The organism is Streptomyces coeruleorubidus (genome assembly GCF_028885415.1).
Lineage (GTDB): Bacteria > Actinomycetota > Actinomycetes > Streptomycetales > Streptomycetaceae > Streptomyces > Streptomyces coeruleorubidus_A.
This window is the reverse complement of sequence record NZ_CP118527.1, coordinates 3,059,241-3,074,217: the sequence shown is the minus strand read 5'-3', so window position 1 is coordinate 3,074,217 and position 14,977 is coordinate 3,059,241. Positions and strand designations below refer to the sequence as shown.

The following is a 14,977-nucleotide window of genomic DNA, read 5'->3' as shown; positions in this document are numbered from 1 at the left end:
GGGTTGGACAGTTTTCGCCCGGACGTTCTCAACGGCTACTCACCGGCGTGACAATTTCGGGCTTTGTTAGAGCTGACGTCACATCACATCGTGAGGGTGGGCTGGGGCGTACTGGACGTATCGGACGGAGCGGGCTGCTCCGGCTCCTTCCGCCCACGCGCCACCAGAACGCCACCCACCACCGCGAGCACCACACCCGCCACACCGGCCCCGATCGGCAACGTCGTACCCACCAGGCGCAGTTGGCCGCTGTCCCGCTTCGCCTGCCGCACGGCCTCCTGCTGCGTCTCGGTCGTGAACGCGACCTTCCGGCTGTCCAGCAGCACCGCCGCGTCCTTCTTCCCGCCCGGCGCCCGCAGCGTCCGCTTCGGCCCGGTCTGCGCATAGATCACCCGGCCGGTGGCCTGGTCGACGACCAGCTCGAAGCCGTGGTTGGAGTACCACTCCTCGGCCAGTACCTGCGGCCGGCCGGGCTGGTCGACGAGGCTGCCGGGCACCATCCGCGTGCCGGTCCTGGTCGGCGGCACGGAGCCGGTGAACTTGTAGCCCGTGTAGCCCTGGACCTTCTCGGTGCCCCGGTAGCGCAGCACGACCGTGTCGCCGAGGGTGTTGTCCCACCACTGGTACGAGCGTTTCTGCACGTCGAAGGGGAACTTCAGATAGGCCTCGCCCTCGATGTACGGCTTCTCGCCGCAGCAGTGCACGGGCCGGGTGGTCCTGCGGTCCATCACCCAGCGGTGCGGTGTGAAGTCGAGCGCGTCGTGCGGGTCGGCGGCCGGCAGCGACTTGTCGGTGTCGACCGTGGTCGTCACGTCCCAGACGGCGTTGCCGCTGCGTTCGCTGTCCTCGACGTTGCCCCGCACCCGCTGGGTCACCGTGATCTTCCGGTCGGGCACCGTCTCGATCCGGTCAGTGTCGAAGACGCTGCCCCGGCCGGTGTAGACGGCGGTCGTGTCGATGTCGATCGGGTTCACCGCGGCACGCGGCTGCACATACCAGGCGAGCAGTGGCGCCAGCACCAGCAGGAACGTGCCGAGACCCAGCAGGACCAGGGAAAAAGGAGAGGTAGTACGGCGCATCCGGGCACTCCAGTGGCTTGGGACGGCTCGACGTACGAGAGGGCCGGCACGGCGGCGAGATGTGCGCGTGCGGCTGGGCCGGGAACCGTAGGACGCTCTTGACGGGGTGTCAATGCTTGTCGAGACTGGGCGCGACAGGCAGGGACGGGGTGCCGGGGTGGGGCAACCTCCGGACGATCTCCGGACGAATCCGGACAGAGAGGCTGACCCTGCGATGTCCAGACTGCTGGCTGCCGCGTTGACCGTCGCGCTCGCCGCCGCCCTTGCCGTGGGCGCCGCGCTCGGCGTCGTCGCGCTGCTCGAAGCCACACCCGACCAGCCGAACACCCCCCTGATCACGTACGAGCAGGCCGGGCAGGGGAGTTGACGGTGACGGCCGCCCGCACCGGAACCGTCACGACGCGCTCGGCATGGCACGACGTACCGCGCTTCCAGGTGCGCCGCTTCGCGGCGATCGCCATGGCCGAGGCGCCCGCGCTCGCCGAGGAGATCCTCTGCGAGATCCAGCGCGAGTACCCTCATCTGCCGGTCGTCCTCGACGACTCCGGCGAGCCCATGGCCCTGGTCGGCATCCGCCGCGCCATCGAGGTCTTCGTGCAGCACCTGGAGCACTCGGAGGGCCGGCCCACCGTCCCGCCCGGCGTCTTCCAGGACTTCGGCCGCGGCGAGGGCCTCAACGGCCGCTCGCTCGACTCCCTCCAGGCCATCTACCGCATGGGCGTGCGCCTGGCCTGGCGCCGCTTCGCCGACATCGGCCAGCGCGTGGAGATCCCGCCCCCGGCGATGTACGAACTCGTCGACGCGGGCTACGAGTACCTGGACGGCCTGGTCGACCAGTCCGTACGCGGCTACGCCGAGGCCGCCGCCCGCCAGGCCGGCGAACGCCTGCGCCTGCAACGCCGCCTGATGGAACTCCTGCTGGCCGAACACCACCGCGGCGACCCCACCGAGGCCTTCACCGAACGGGCCGCACGGATCGGCTGGCCCCTGCCGGCCAAGGTCGCGGTCGGCGTCCTGCTGCGCCCCGCCCGCGAGGCCATGGCACCCGCCGTCGGCCAAGGTGTCCTGCTCGACATGGAGTACGAGCAGCCCCGCATGGTCGTGCCCGAGCCGGACGCGGCAGGCCGCCCCGAGCTCCTGCACCGGGCCCTGGCCGGCTGGTCCGGCGCGATCGGCCCGCCCGTCCCGCTCACCGACGCGGCGAAGTCGCTGCGCTGGGCCGAGGCCGCCGTACGCCTCATGGAACGGGACCTGCTCCCCTCGGGCGAGGTCCTCTACTGCACCGAGCACACCGAGGCGCTGGTCCTCCTCCAGCCCGAGGAACTGATCGACGACCTGGCCCTCAGATGCCTGGCCCCCCTCACCCACTGCGGCCCCACCCACGGCCGCCGCCTCGCCGAGACCCTCCTGGCCTGGCTGGAGACCCGGGGCGGAGCGCCCGAGGTCGCGGCCCGGCTCGGCGTCCACCCCCAGACCGTCCGCTACCGGCTCCGCCAGATCCGGGAACTGTGGGGCGACGAGATCGACGACCCCGACCGGCGCTTCGAACTGGAGCTGGTGCTGCGGGCGCAGCGGTTGCGGGGGGAGTTGGGGGCGGTGCGGGGGCGGCGGTGAGCCGGGCGGCGCACCCGGCGGTGATCACAGCCGCCCTGGTGTCACACCGCGGCCCGTTCCTTCGCCGTGGCCCGCCCGGATGCCGGAGCGTCCAGGTGGACCACCACCGAGGTGTAGAACCGGTGCACGGCGTCGTCGACGCTGCGGATGAAGCCGGACTCGGCGTTGCCGCGCCCGCTGCCCATGCCCTTGAAGAGGGACAGGCGGAAACCGGTGATGCGGGTGGCGCTGTCCTTGGGAAGCAGATCCGCCGGTTCGGGCCGCAGCCGCTCCAGCGTGCCCCGAGGGCCGCCCGTCTGGCCCTCCACCAGCGTCTCGACGTGCAGATCCGCCGGCGCCTCGGCGAGGCGGCGGACCAGACGCTTGGCCCAGGTCAGGGGGTAGCCCTGCTCGGGTGCCGGGATCTCCACGGACGTACGCAGCTTGGCCGTCCGCAGATCCGCGCTGACGGTGAGCAGCCCGGGCGCGCCCTCGACCCGCAGCTCCGCCTGGAGCCGGCCCTCCACGCACAACTGGTCGGCCAGCCGCGCGCGGTGGGCCCCGGGGTCGGTGCCGCGCCGGGTGCGCTGGGCGGGCAGCACCTTCTGTCCGAGTTCGCCGCCCAGCCGCAGGCAGACCTGGCGGATGAGCCGCTCCCAGCTCTCCACCACCTCCAAGGCGCGCGGGTCGCCCTGGCAGAGGGTCTCGTCGTCGATTCCATTGCGCACCGGCACCCAGGCCGAGCCCATGTTCTGGAAGCCGTGGCAACCGGAGTTGTCGTGCTGGAGGTAGTGCAGCAGGTCCTGGAGCAGCCAGGTGCGGGCCGCGTTGCCGACGCCCTCGTGCCGGATCAGCATCTGGGCCTGATGGGCGACTTCGGCCCAGGACAGGTGCCAGAGCGCCACCTGGTGCTTGCGACGCCGGTCGATCTTGACGTCGACCAGCGGGCTGCCCTCCAGCGCGACGTCGTTCGACAGCGTGATCACGGCCTCGTAGCCGCGGCGGGCGGCGATGTCCATGTAGGCCTGGACCTGGTCGGACTTGAGGGCGTTGCCGTTGGTCTTGGTCTCGACGAGTGCCGTCCACAGCTTGCCGGCGCGCTCGACGCGGATCACTCCGTCGGGGCGCCGGGGCGTGTCACCGTGCGGCAGGGAGACCTCGGTGAACGTCTCCATGCGGCCGGACGGCGCACCGAACGGGGCGGTGATCCGCCTGCCGAACCGGGGCACCTGGGCCATCACCGACAACAGCACCGAGGTGGCGCGCATCTCCCGGTCCCGGTCGCCCTTGAGCGCCGAGACCGGAAAGAGCCGCGCCTGCTTCCAGGACTCGTTCTCCGCCAGGCTCTTCGCGGGCGCCCTGGGCGGTGTGACCCTCCTCTTCGCGGTCCGGGGCCGGGGCGTCCGCTTCTTCGGGGCGGCTTCCTCGTCGGCCGGCGGGCGCGGTGCCGGGACGGCCTCCAGCGTCGTCTGCGGCCGGGCGTCGGGAGGGACGACGGCGGATGATTCCTCCGCCACCGCCGCCGCGGACTCCGCTTCGTCGTCCTCGATGTCGACGCCGAAGTCCGTCGCCAGCCCCGCCAGCCCGCTCTCGTACCCCTGCCCGACGGCCCGGAACTTCCACTCCTCACCGCGCCGGTACAGCTCACCGAAGATGATCGCGCTCACCTGGCCGGCGTCCTCGATGACGAACCGGAGGAGGCTTTCGCCGCCCGCGTCCGCCAGCGTCACCTTCAGGTCGTCCAGCTCCCCGAAGCGTGCCCCCTCGTAGCGGCTCGCGGCCACGACGATCCGCTCCACCTCGGCCGGGACCGCGGTCAGGTCGAAGCTGATCCGGTCCTCGCTGCCGTCCCCCGTCGGCTCCTTGCCGAGGAGCTGCACACTGCCGTCGGCGGCCACCGGGTTGTTGTAGAAGTAGAAGTCGGCGTCGCTGCGTACCTTGCCGTCCGCGTCCAGCAGCAGGACGGACACGTCGGCGTCGCCCTCACCGGTCGGGCTGGACCAGCCCAGACTGACGATCGCGGATTCGATGTTCTCGCTCAGGGCCGTCAGAGACACGTTCGAGCCCATGGTCATATCGCGCACAGAGATCCCCCCACCCTTGCGACACCTGTGACGTGTCGCACACAGGGCACTTTAATGTGCACTGAACGTGCATGTGGTGTGCTCGTGGGTTTCCGCCCGCCGGTCCTCTGCCCATTGCCCGGGCAAACCTCTATGGCTAGCCTGTGTTCGTCATGCCGATCGCCTGTTGATATCTCGAACGTTGATATCACTGACACAGGCGCCTGAGACATATAGGGAGGGGGCCGGTCGTGGGACGCCTCGTACCAGCCGTGACCCGGGCTCTCGACATTCTCGAGCTCTTTCTCGACGGGGACGGGACGCTCTCCGCCCCCGACATCGTGCGCAAGCTCCAGCTGCCGCGCACGACCGTGCACGAGCTGGTGACCACGCTCGCCGCCCGGAAGTACATCGTCCCCGTGCCCGGCCAGCCCGGACGCTACCGGCTCGGCGTACGCCCGTACCAGCTCGGCGCCCGCTACGCCGAGCAGCTCGACCTCGCCGCCGAAGGGCAGCTGGTCGCCCGGTCCGTCGCCGAGACCTGCGACGAGACGGTGCACGTGGCGATCCTCGAGGACACGGACGTCATCTACATCGCCAAGGTCGACTCCACGCACGCCGTGCGGATGGTGTCGGCGGCCGGGCGCAGGCTGCCCGCCCACTGCACGTCCGTCGGCAAGATGCTGCTGGCCTCCCTTCCCGACCACGAGCTCGCCGCGCGGATCCCCGACGGCGCCGAGCTGGTCGCGATGACCCCCAACAGCATCACCGACCCGGCCGCCCTGCGCGAGACCCTGGCCGAGATCCGTGAGCGGGGCGTCGCGGTCGAGAACCGCGAGTCCAACCCGGACGTGAGCTGCGTGGCCGCACCGGTCCGCGACCGCACCGGCCAGGTCGTCGCCGCACTGTCGATCTCCGTGCCCATGATCCGCTGGAGCGAGGAGCGCCGCGCCGAGCTGGAGCAGCTCGCCGCGAAGGGCGCCGCCGAGCTCTCCGAGCACCTCGGCCACCGGAGCCTGGCATGACGACGACGCCGTACGAGGTCGCCGTACGGGCCGAGGCCGAGCTCGGCGAGGGGCCGACCTGGGACGCGGCGGCCGGCCGGCTCCTCTGGATCGACATCCTCGGCTGCCGGGTGCACACCTACGACCCGGCCACCGGGCGCCGCACCGTCCGCCGGACGGAACAGCACGTGGGTGCCGTCAAGCCGCGCGCCGGCGGGGGACTGGTGCTGAACCTGCGCGACGGGGTCGGCCTCCTCGACCCCTCCGGCAGTGGCTTCCGCTGGCTGCACCGCGAGCCCGTGCCCGGCCGCCGCGCCAACGACGCCGCCGTCGCGCCGGACGGCTCGCTGTGGGCCGGCACCATGCGCTACGACGAGGCGCCCGGGGGCGGCACGCTGTCCCGGATCACCGGTGACGGCTCGGTCGAGGTGGTCCTCGACGACGTGGCGGTGAGCAACGGCACGGGATGGAGTCCCGACGGTCGGCTCATGTACTACATCGACTCTCCGACCCGGCGGGTCGACGTCTTCGACTACGCGGACGGGCGGCTGTCCGGGCGGCGGACCCTCGCCGAGATCGAGGACGGCGCGGGGTTTCCCGACGGGCTGGCCGTGGACGCCGACGGATGTGTGTGGGTGGCGCTGTGGCAGGGGGCGGCGGTGCGCAGGTATACGCCGGAGGGGCGGCTGGATCGGGTGATCGAGTTGCCGGTGCCGCTGGTTACGGCGTGTGCGTTCGGTGGGGCCGGGTTGAGTGATCTGTACATCACGACGGCTCGGACGGGGCTGACGGAGCCGCCGGCGTTGGCGGGGTCGGTGTTCGTGGTGCCGGAGGCGGGGAAGGGCGTGGCGCAACCCGCGTTTGCAGGCTGAGCTCCGCTGGTGGGGGTGGGATCGCTCACCCGCGCTGGCGGGGTGCCGCTCTCAGTGGGACGGGTGCCGCCTGGGGGACCTCCCAGGCCTTAAGGCACTGGGGGAGGCACGACTGCCCGCAGCTAGGCCAGTCCGGCGGCCTTCCGTTCCTCAGCCGTCAGCGGTGGCCCGCTCAACGCCGGTCGCAACGGCCCCACCGCCGCCGCCACCATCACCGAAGGCGTCAGCAACACCCCCGCCCCCCGTTCCAGCGACGTCACGTCCGTCACCCGGCGGGCGATGCGGCCGTTGCCCGTCGCCGTGTACATCAGCCGGTCGACGTACGCGGTCACGAGCCGGTCCCGCAGTGTGGGGCCCTGCTCCGTCGCGCCCGTGTAGAAGACGTCCTGCCCTATCGCCAGGTCCCAGGCCGCGCCGACCGGGCGGGACACCGCCTTCTGGATCAGCCGGGACAGCCCGGGAGCATCCCAGCCGTGCCGCCGTACCGTGTCCCGCAGGAGCAGGGCACTCTGCGCGGCGACGGCCAGGCCGTGCCCGTAGATCGGATTGAACGCGGCGAGGGCGTCGCCGAGGACGGCGAAGTTCCGGGGCCACACCGGCATCCGCTCGTAGAAGTGCCGGCGGTTGACGGTGGTGCGGGTGAACGCCACGTCGGACAGCGGATCGGCCCGTTCGAGCAGCTCGCCGATGACGGGGTGCCGCAGTTCCTCGCGGGCGAAGCGGACGAAGTCGTCGTTCGCCGGGGACGGCCGGCCGCCCCGGGTGCCGCACAGGGTGACGATCCAGCGGCCTTCCTCGATGGGCAGCAGGAAGCCCGCCCGGCCGGGCCCGCCCTCGCGCCGGTCGGGCTGGACGTTGACGATGGGGAAGCCGTCGCGGGCCGCGGCGGGGGCGAGGTAGAGGCGGCTGGCGTACGCCAGGCCCGCGTCGACCTCGCGTCGCTCCGCCAGGGGCAGGCCGAGGGCGGTCAGCCACCGGGCGGCCTGGGAGCCGCGGCCCGAGGCGTCGACGACCAGGTCTGCGGCGAGGGTCCGCTCGGGGCCGGCGTGGGGCCGGATCCGCACGCCCGTGACGGCCGCGTCCGTGCCGGTCAGGCCCACCGCCTCGGCCCGCTCGACGACCTCGATCCGCCGGTCGGCCCGGACCCGGGCGCGGACCGTCGCGTCCAGCAGGTCCCGGCCGGCGAGGATCACGTGGTGGGACTCGGCCCAGCGCCGGAACCAGCCGCGCGTCCCGAGGGCGACGATGTCCGTCGTGACCGGCAGCCGGTTCGCCCCGGCCGCCTCGAGCACCCCGGTGATCCCCGGCAGCAGTTCCTCCATGGCCCGCGCACCGCCCGACCAGAGCATGTGCGCGTGCCGGGCCTGCGGCAGTCCCTTGCGGGGGCCGGGGGAGGCGGGCAGCGTGTCGCGCTCCACGACGACGACCCGGTCGGCGACGTCGGCCAGGGCGCGGGCCGCGAGCATGCCGGAGTGGGATCCCCCCAGGACGACGGCGGTTCTGGCGGGGGTGGGACGGTCAGTCATGCGCGGGCGTTCTCTCTCCCGGGGGCGGCCGCGCGTGAGCGTACCGCCTCGATGTGGTCGCGGTGACGCAGGGCCAGGGCCACGGCCTGGATCTCCTGGAGCAGGTAGGCGGTGTCGGGGCCGGACGGGGAGGCGGCGCTGTCGGTCTGCGGGGCCCGCTCCCGCGCGGCGACGGCGTCCAGGATCGTGACGGCGGCGGCCAGGGCCTTGGCCCGGCCGGGCTCGAACCCGAGGCCCAGGGCGGCGTCGTAGGAGCGCTCCCGCAGGTCTTCGTCGAGGTGCCGGGAGAGCTGGAGGAGCACGTCGCGGATGTACGTCTCGCGGCGGATCAGGCGCAGTTCGCCGGTGGCGCGCGGGGTGAAGGGGGCACCGCCGCCGTTCACGGTCCGCAGCAGCAGGTACAGGGGGCGCAGCTGCCAGTGGGCGAGCCGGATGCGCCAGCGCTCGTGCAGGTACTGGCCGCCGTGCGGGATGATGAAGCCGATCGCGACCATGGTGGCCGACAGGCAGGCGGCCGAGGGTGCCAGGTAGGTGCTCAGCCAGTCCAGGTCGTGCCCCGTCAACCGGGCGATGACGGCGGTGAGTTTGGCGACGTCGAAGAGCAGGTTCGTCGCGTAGCCGACGCCCAGGAAGCGCAGGCCCCAGCGCAGCCAGGCGTCGAGGCCGTCGGTGCGGACCCAGTTCCAGATCAGCCGGGCCGTGACCGAGCAGGCCACGGTGTGCGCGAGCAGGTAGAGCAGGATCTCCTCGCGCATGAAGGGCGTGGTGGCGTAGTACGTGTCCAGGTCCCGGCGGCGTTCGACGGGGACGTCCGCGAGCCAGAACAGCACCCACAGGGCGACGACCACACCCGCGTAGGCGAAGACGACCCACCGGGCGGCGCGGCGCGTCGAGGCCGAGCGGTCGGACAGGCCGTTGCGCCAGGCGACGATCAGCAGCAGCCAGGACGCGCACAGCGCGGTGAGCAGCGAGTACACCAGGGGTGCCGCGATGTTCGGCACGCCGGTGACGCGGTTGGTCCAGCCGATGACCGACGGGGTCGCGAAGACGAACACGGCACAGGCGAACAGCAGCAGCCCGCCGACGGCCCGCAGCATCGGGTCCCGCCACATCCTCACCAGGCTGGGCAGCTTGATGACCAGGGCGATGGTCAGCGCCCCGATCGGCAGCCAGAAGGAGACGGAGTAGCCGTCCAGGACGTCCCGTGCGTGGGTCATCGCATGCCGCCTCCGCGTCCGCGGTAGCCCATCGACCGCCGCACCGGATCGAGCGCGGCATCCGGATCGTCCGGGACGGCGCCGTCCGCGAAGGCGCGGAACACGGCCGCCAGCCGGTGCCCGAACTCGTCGGCCGCCGCCTCGTCCCGCTCGCGCGAGCCGTCCCGGGCCGCCACGGTCAGCGCCACGGACTTCCATCCGGGCTCGCGGTCCAGGGCCCGGGCCGCCGCCGTACCGGCGGCATGGTGGTGGTCGTGCCCCGCGTGCAGATGCCACAACTCATGCCCGAGGATGACCAGCTGCTGCACCGCCTCGGCCCGCTCCTCGACGATGACCAGGTCGAAGTCCTGGAACTCCACGCACAGTCCGGTCACTTCGATCTCGTCGGGGAACCGCTCGAAGCGCAGCTCGACGGGACGCCCGCCCCGCCGCGCGCTCATCTCCTCGCACAGCGCCCGGCACAACGACCGTACGTCGGCCGGTACTTGCTCCCTCGCCCGGACCGCGGCGGCGAGATCGGCGGCCAGGCCGCGCATGGCGGAGCCCCTCCTGGACCGCCTGAGCGCGGCGGTGACTCGGGCCGCCTTCATCCGCGCGCCCGCGATGTCCATCGCTCCCCCTTCTCACCGCCGGCCGACGGCTTGGCCGCGCGTCCGAGACTACGCGCCCGAAAGTGTTCGCGTCATGCGATCGGATGTCCGTAGTTCAACAGGGAACGACCGAACTCGCCCAAAAGTCCTGCCCGAACTTCCTGTCCGATCCATTGACGCGCGAGCGCTTCGAACTTACGGTCCCGTTCGAAGTTACGAGCACTATTCGCGATATCGAACAGTAAGGGCAGGGAATGGGACGACCTGGCCTGAATCGCAGGCAGCTTCTCGCAGGGCTCGGCGGGATCTCCGTCGCGAGCAGCTTCGGCTTCGCCGCGCTCGGCACCGGAGCCGACGCACTCGCCTCGGACGCCGACACGCGCGTGCGGTACTGGAACCTCTTCAGCGGCGGCGACGGCTACAACATGATCGCGATGCTGAACTCCTTCCGTAAGGACCATCCGGACATCGCGGTGAAGGACTCCACCCTCCAGTGGGGCAGCCCCTTCTACACCAAGCTCGCCATGGCGGCCGCGGGCAACCGCGCCCCCGACCTCGGCGTCATGCACATGGGCCGGGTGACCGGGTTCTCGCCCGGCCGTCTCCTGGACGCCTGGGACGTCGACCTGCTCGCCAAGTACGGCGTACGAAAGCAGGACTTCAACCCCCAGCTGTGGAACCGCGGCGTCATCGACGGCAAGCTCTACGCCGTCCCGCTCGACAGCCACGTCCAGCTCTGCTTCTACCGCAAGGACGTGCTGAAGAAGGCGGGGCTGCTCGGCGACGACGGCCGGATGGTGCCCGTGACGTCGACCGACGAGTGGTTCGACGTGCTCAGGGAGGCCAAGAAGGCCACCAAGAGGGGCCTCCAGACCATCGGCATATGGAACAGCGACCAGAACTTCCAGTGGTGGTTCTTCGTAGCCTTCTACACCCAGCTCGGCGGCACCTGGTTCAACGACGCCGACACCGAGGTCACCTTCGACACCGACAAGGCCACCCAGGTCCTGGAGTTCCTGCGCCGGCACATCACCGAGGGGTACGCCCTCCCGAGGTTCGGGGGCCCCGCGAGCGCCGAACAGTTCGTCAACGGCTCCCCCTTCGTCTGGGAGGGCAACTGGTCGGTGCCGGTCTACGACACCGCGAAGATCGACTACGGCGCGACCCCGCTGCCGCCCGTCTTCGGCAAGCCCGCCACCCACGCCGAGTCGCACGCCTTCGTCCTGCCGCACCAGTCCGACCGCGGCGGCCCCGCCAACGAGGGAGCCCACCAACTCGCCGCCTACATCATCAGGCACGCCCAGCAGTGGGCGCTCGGCGGCCACATCCCCGCCTACCGGCCGGTGCTGTCCACGGACGCGTACAAGAAGATGAGCCCGCAGAACGAGTACGTCTCGGCCATGGACCACCAGGCCACCGAACCGAAGGTGTGGTTCGCCGGCTCCACCGGCATCCTCGCCCAGCGCGTCGGCCCCGTCGTCGTCTCCTCCACGATGGGCTCCGCCAAGCCGGACACCGCCGCCCGCCGGATGAAGAGCGAGCTCACCAGGCTGCTCGCGTCGAAGAACCCCATGGACGGCGAGACCGCCGCGCAGGGAGGTGCGGTCGCATGACCACCAGCGCTCAGACCGTCTTCGCACCGGCACGCGCGAAGACCGCCGCCGGCACCGCCACCGTCCGCCGCAAGCAGGGCTTCCAGCACGGCGGCTGGTTCGTCGCCCCGTTCCTCACCCTGTTCGCGCTCTTCGTGATCTGGCCGCTGCTGCGCGGCGCCTACCTCAGCTTCACCAACGCCAACATCTCGGGCGAGGGCACGAGCTTCGTCGGCCTCGACAACTACCGCGAGGCCCTCAAGGACCCGCTGATGTGGGACACGCTGGGCCACAGCGCCTACTTCACGCTCCTGGTCGTGCCCTGCATCACGGTCCTCGCCTTCTTCCTCGCGATGCTCGCCCACCACATCGAGCGCGGCAAGTGGCTGTGGCGGCTGTGCTTCTTCGCCCCGTTCCTGCTGCCGTCGACCGTGGCCGCCAACCTGTGGCAGTGGCTGTTCAACCCCGGCACCGGAATGATCAACCACGTCTTCGGCCTCGAGACGCCGTGGCTGTCCGACAAGTCCTACGCGATGCTCGCGGTGGTCATCTGCACGCTCTGGTGGACGGTCGGCTTCAGCTTCCTGCTCTACCTCGCCGCGCTCCAGGGCATCCCCGACCACCTCTACGAGGCCGCCAAGCTGGACGGCGCGAACGCCTGGCACCGCATGGTCCACATCACCCTGCCGATGCTGCGCAACATCACCGGCCTCGTCGTCGCCCTCCAGATCCTCGCCTCGCTCCAGGTCTTCGACCAGGCCGTCGTGATGATGGACTTCACTCCGGGCCCCGAGGAATCGACCCGCACCATCGTCCAGTACGCCCTCGAAGAGGGCTTCACCAGCTACCGCGTGGGCTACGCCTCCGCGATCTCCATCATCTTCTTCGTGATCATCGCGTCCGTCGCCGTCGCGCGGATGTGGCTGCTGCGCAAGCGTGAGGAGGGCGTGCGATGACCGCCACGCAGATCCGCGTCAGGGACCCGAAGGCCCGCAAGCCCTGGACCCCCAGTCAGATCGTCCTCACCCTGCTCGGCGTCGCCGTCTCCGTGGTGTTCATGGCGCCGCTCGCCTGGGCCCTGTTCACCTCCCTCAAGTCCGAGACCGAGGCCGTCGCGGTGCCGACGCACTGGCTGCCCAAGGACTGGACCACCCAGGCCTGGAAGGCCATCTTCGAAACCGGCAACATCACCAACTGGTTCGTGAACTCCGTCGTCGTCTCCGTCTGCGTCACGGCCGTCGTCCTGCTGGTCAGCTCCCTCGCCGGATACGGCTTCGCCCGCACCGAGTTCCGCGGCAAGAAGCCCCTGATGGGCCTGGTCATGGCAGGCCTGATGATCTCGCCCGCCGTACTCGGCGTGCCGCTGTTCACCACCGTCCAGCAGATGGGCATGGTCGACACCTACTGGGGCATGATCCTGCCGCAGTGCGCACCCGCCGCGATGGTCTACATCCTCTACAAGTTCTTCCAGGGCATCCCGCGCGAACTGGAGGAGGCCGCCTTCATCGACGGCGCGGGCCGCTGGCGCGTCTTCTTCACCATCGTCCTCCCGCTCTCCCGCCCCTCCCTCGCCGCGGTCGGCATCTTCACGTTCATCGCCTCGTGGAACAACTTCCTCTGGCCGTACATGGTGACCAACAACCCCGACCTGATGACCATGCCGAACGGCATCGCGACCGTCATGAACTCCTACGGCATCCAGTGGGCCCAGCTCATGGCCGGCGGCCTGATGGCGGGCCTGCCCCTGATCATCGTCTTCGTCTTCTTCCAGAGGCAGATAGTGGCGGGCGTGGCCCATACGGGCTTGGCCGGGCAATAACGCCCATGTTTTTCAGGGGCGCGGGGACCTGCGCGAACAACCCCCACAACCCGCAGCCGCCACTGGACAGAACCACCCACCCCGAAAGGCGAAAATGCAAAAGGCCCGCTTCACCCTCGACCCCGCTTTCACAGTCGGCGAAGTAAACCCCCGCCTCTTCGGCAGCTTCGTGGAACACCTCGGCCGCTGCGTCTACACCGGCGTCTTCGAACCCGACCACCCCACAGCCGACGACAAGGGCCTCCGCCAGGACGTCCTGAACCTCGTCCGCGAACTCGGCGTCACCGCAGTTCGCTACCCCGGCGGAAACTTCGTCTCCGGCTACAAGTGGGAGGACTCGGTCGGCCCGGCCGAAGAACGCCCCCGCCGCCTCGACCTCGCCTGGCACTCGACGGAGTCAAACCGCTTCGGCCTTTCCGAGTACATCGACTTCCTCCGCAAGATCGGCCCCCAGGCCGAACCCATGATGGCCGTCAACCTCGGCACCCGAGGCGTCGCCGAAGCCCTCGAACTCCAGGAGTACGCCAACCACACCGAGGGCACCGCCCTGTCGGACCTCCGCGCCGCCCACGGCGACAAGGACCCCTTCGGCATCAAACTGTGGTGCCTCGGCAACGAGATGGACGGCCCCTGGCAGACCGGCCACAAGACCGCCGAGGAGTACGGCCGGGTCGCCGCCGAGACGGCCCGGGCCATGCGCCAGATGGACCCCGGCGTCGAACTCGTCGCCTGCGGTTCCTCCAGCCAGTCCATGCCGACGTTCGCCGAGTGGGAGGCGACCGTCCTCAAGGAGACGTACGACCTCGTCGACTACATCTCCCTGCACGCCTACTACTGGCCCGAGAACGGCGACATCGACTCCTTCCTGGCCTCCGCCGTCGACATGGAGTCCTTCATCGACAACGTCGTCGCCACCGCCGACCACGTGGGCGCGAAGCTCAAGTCGAAGAAGCGGATCAACCTCTCCTTCGACGAGTGGAACGTCTGGTACCTGCCCGAGTGGGAATCGCACGCGAAGACCTTCGAGCAGGACGACTGGCCCGAGGCCCCCCGCCTCCTGGAGGACAACTACAGCGTCACCGACGCCGTCGTCTTCGGCTCGCTGCTCATCGCCCTGCTCCGGCACGCCGACCGCGTCACGGTCGCCTGCCTCGCCCAGCTCGTCAACGTCATCGCGCCGATCATGACCGAGCCGGGCGGCCCGGCCTGGCGGCAGACCACGTTCTTCCCGTTCGCGCAGGCGAGCAAGTACGGCCGCGGCCAGGTCCTCGACGTCCGCGTGGACTCACCGACGTACGAGACGAAGAAGTTCGGTGAGACGGACCTGCTGCACGCCACCGCCGTACGCGCCGAGGACGGCACGGTCACGGTCTTCGCGGTGAACCGCAGCCGCACCGAGGCCCTCCCGCTCGACGTAGCCCTGAACGGCCTCGACCTCACCCGGGTCGTCGAGCACAGCGTCCTCGCGGACGCCGACCCCGACGCCCGCAACACCCTCGACGACCCCGAGCGGGTCGCCCCGCACCCGGCCGACGGCACGGCTCTCCAGGACGGCACGCTGAGCACCGTCCTGGAGCCGCTGTCCTGGAACGTGATCCGGCTGGCGTAACGGCCCGCGGACC

13 protein-coding genes are annotated in these 14,977 nt (G+C 70.8%); 8 read left to right on the top strand and 5 right to left on the bottom strand.

Translation table 11 applies throughout. The features are described 5' to 3' along the window. Positions 1-83: 83 nt before the first annotated feature. Positions 84-1,079: a DUF3068 domain-containing protein gene (locus PV963_RS14265; protein ID WP_274816059.1), complete on the bottom strand. Its 996-nt coding sequence runs from the start codon at positions 1,077-1,079 to the stop codon at positions 84-86. Positions 1,080-1,293: 214 nt separating this feature from the next. On the opposite strand from PV963_RS14265, the gene PV963_RS14260 reads away from it, so the two are divergent. Then, a complete protein-coding gene (locus PV963_RS14260) occupies positions 1,294-1,446 on the top strand; it encodes a hypothetical protein (RefSeq protein ID WP_010042314.1) in 153 nt (50 codons plus the stop codon). Positions 1,447-1,448: 2 nt separating this feature from the next. Further along, on the top strand, positions 1,449-2,693 hold the full coding sequence (locus tag PV963_RS14255; RefSeq protein WP_274816055.1) for a PucR family transcriptional regulator: 1,245 nt from the start codon (positions 1,449-1,451) through the stop codon (positions 2,691-2,693). Positions 2,694-2,734: 41 nt separating this feature from the next. Here the strand turns inward: PV963_RS14255 and PV963_RS14250 are convergent, their stop codons facing one another. Continuing rightward, positions 2,735-4,747 carry a TerD family protein gene (locus tag PV963_RS14250; RefSeq protein WP_274822019.1) on the bottom strand — a complete coding sequence of 671 codons (2,013 nt, stop codon included), beginning with the start codon at positions 4,745-4,747 and terminating at the stop codon, positions 2,735-2,737. A 239-nt stretch (positions 4,748-4,986) separates the two neighbouring features. Between PV963_RS14250 and PV963_RS14245 the strand changes: the two genes are divergently transcribed. Together PV963_RS14245 and PV963_RS14240 are read left to right on the top strand one after the other, a co-directional pair. Next, positions 4,987-5,760: an IclR family transcriptional regulator gene (locus PV963_RS14245; protein ID WP_274816054.1), complete on the top strand. Its 774-nt coding sequence runs from the start codon at positions 4,987-4,989 to the stop codon at positions 5,758-5,760. Then, positions 5,757-6,611: an SMP-30/gluconolactonase/LRE family protein gene (locus PV963_RS14240; RefSeq protein WP_274816053.1), complete on the top strand. Its 855-nt coding sequence runs from the start codon at positions 5,757-5,759 to the stop codon at positions 6,609-6,611. Before PV963_RS14245 ends, PV963_RS14240 begins: the two co-directional genes overlap by 4 nt. A gap of 122 nt (positions 6,612-6,733) precedes the next feature. Here the strand turns inward: PV963_RS14240 and PV963_RS14235 are convergent, their stop codons facing one another. Genes PV963_RS14235 through PV963_RS14225 form a run of 3 tightly spaced genes read right to left on the bottom strand, consistent with a single transcriptional unit; the run spans position 6,734 to position 9,965 of the window. Continuing rightward, the gene (locus PV963_RS14235) at positions 6,734-8,137 is read right to left on the bottom strand and encodes a pyridine nucleotide-disulfide oxidoreductase (protein ID WP_274816052.1); all 1,404 of its coding nucleotides are present in this window, start codon (positions 8,135-8,137) and stop codon (positions 6,734-6,736) included. After that, the gene (locus PV963_RS14230) at positions 8,134-9,354 is read right to left on the bottom strand and encodes an MAB_1171c family putative transporter (protein WP_274816051.1); all 1,221 of its coding nucleotides are present in this window, start codon (positions 9,352-9,354) and stop codon (positions 8,134-8,136) included. The genes PV963_RS14235 and PV963_RS14230 overlap by 4 nt, the downstream gene beginning before the upstream one ends. Beyond that, entirely contained in the window at positions 9,351-9,965 is a 615-nt protein-coding gene (locus PV963_RS14225) for a toxin-antitoxin system, toxin component family protein (protein WP_274816050.1), read from the bottom strand. Before PV963_RS14225 ends, PV963_RS14230 begins: the two co-directional genes overlap by 4 nt. Positions 9,966-10,198: 233 nt before the next feature. On the opposite strand from PV963_RS14225, the gene PV963_RS14220 reads away from it, so the two are divergent. The 4 genes from PV963_RS14220 (at position 10,199) to PV963_RS14205 (ending at position 14,964) form a co-directional block, all read left to right on the top strand. Then, positions 10,199-11,557 carry an extracellular solute-binding protein gene (locus tag PV963_RS14220; protein ID WP_274816048.1) on the top strand — a complete coding sequence of 453 codons (1,359 nt, stop codon included), beginning with the start codon at positions 10,199-10,201 and terminating at the stop codon, positions 11,555-11,557. After that, positions 11,554-12,492, top strand: coding sequence for a carbohydrate ABC transporter permease (locus tag PV963_RS14215; RefSeq protein ID WP_274816047.1), 939 nt, complete (start codon positions 11,554-11,556; stop codon positions 12,490-12,492). Before PV963_RS14220 ends, PV963_RS14215 begins: the two co-directional genes overlap by 4 nt. Next, positions 12,489-13,355 (top strand): carbohydrate ABC transporter permease, encoded by an 867-nt coding sequence (locus PV963_RS14210; RefSeq protein ID WP_274816046.1) that lies wholly within the window; start codon positions 12,489-12,491, stop codon positions 13,353-13,355. The genes PV963_RS14215 and PV963_RS14210 overlap by 4 nt, the downstream gene beginning before the upstream one ends. A 94-nt stretch (positions 13,356-13,449) precedes the next feature. Beyond that, positions 13,450-14,964 carry an alpha-N-arabinofuranosidase gene (locus PV963_RS14205; protein ID WP_274816045.1) on the top strand — a complete coding sequence of 505 codons (1,515 nt, stop codon included), beginning with the start codon at positions 13,450-13,452 and terminating at the stop codon, positions 14,962-14,964. The last annotated feature ends 13 nt before the right edge of the window (positions 14,965-14,977 follow it).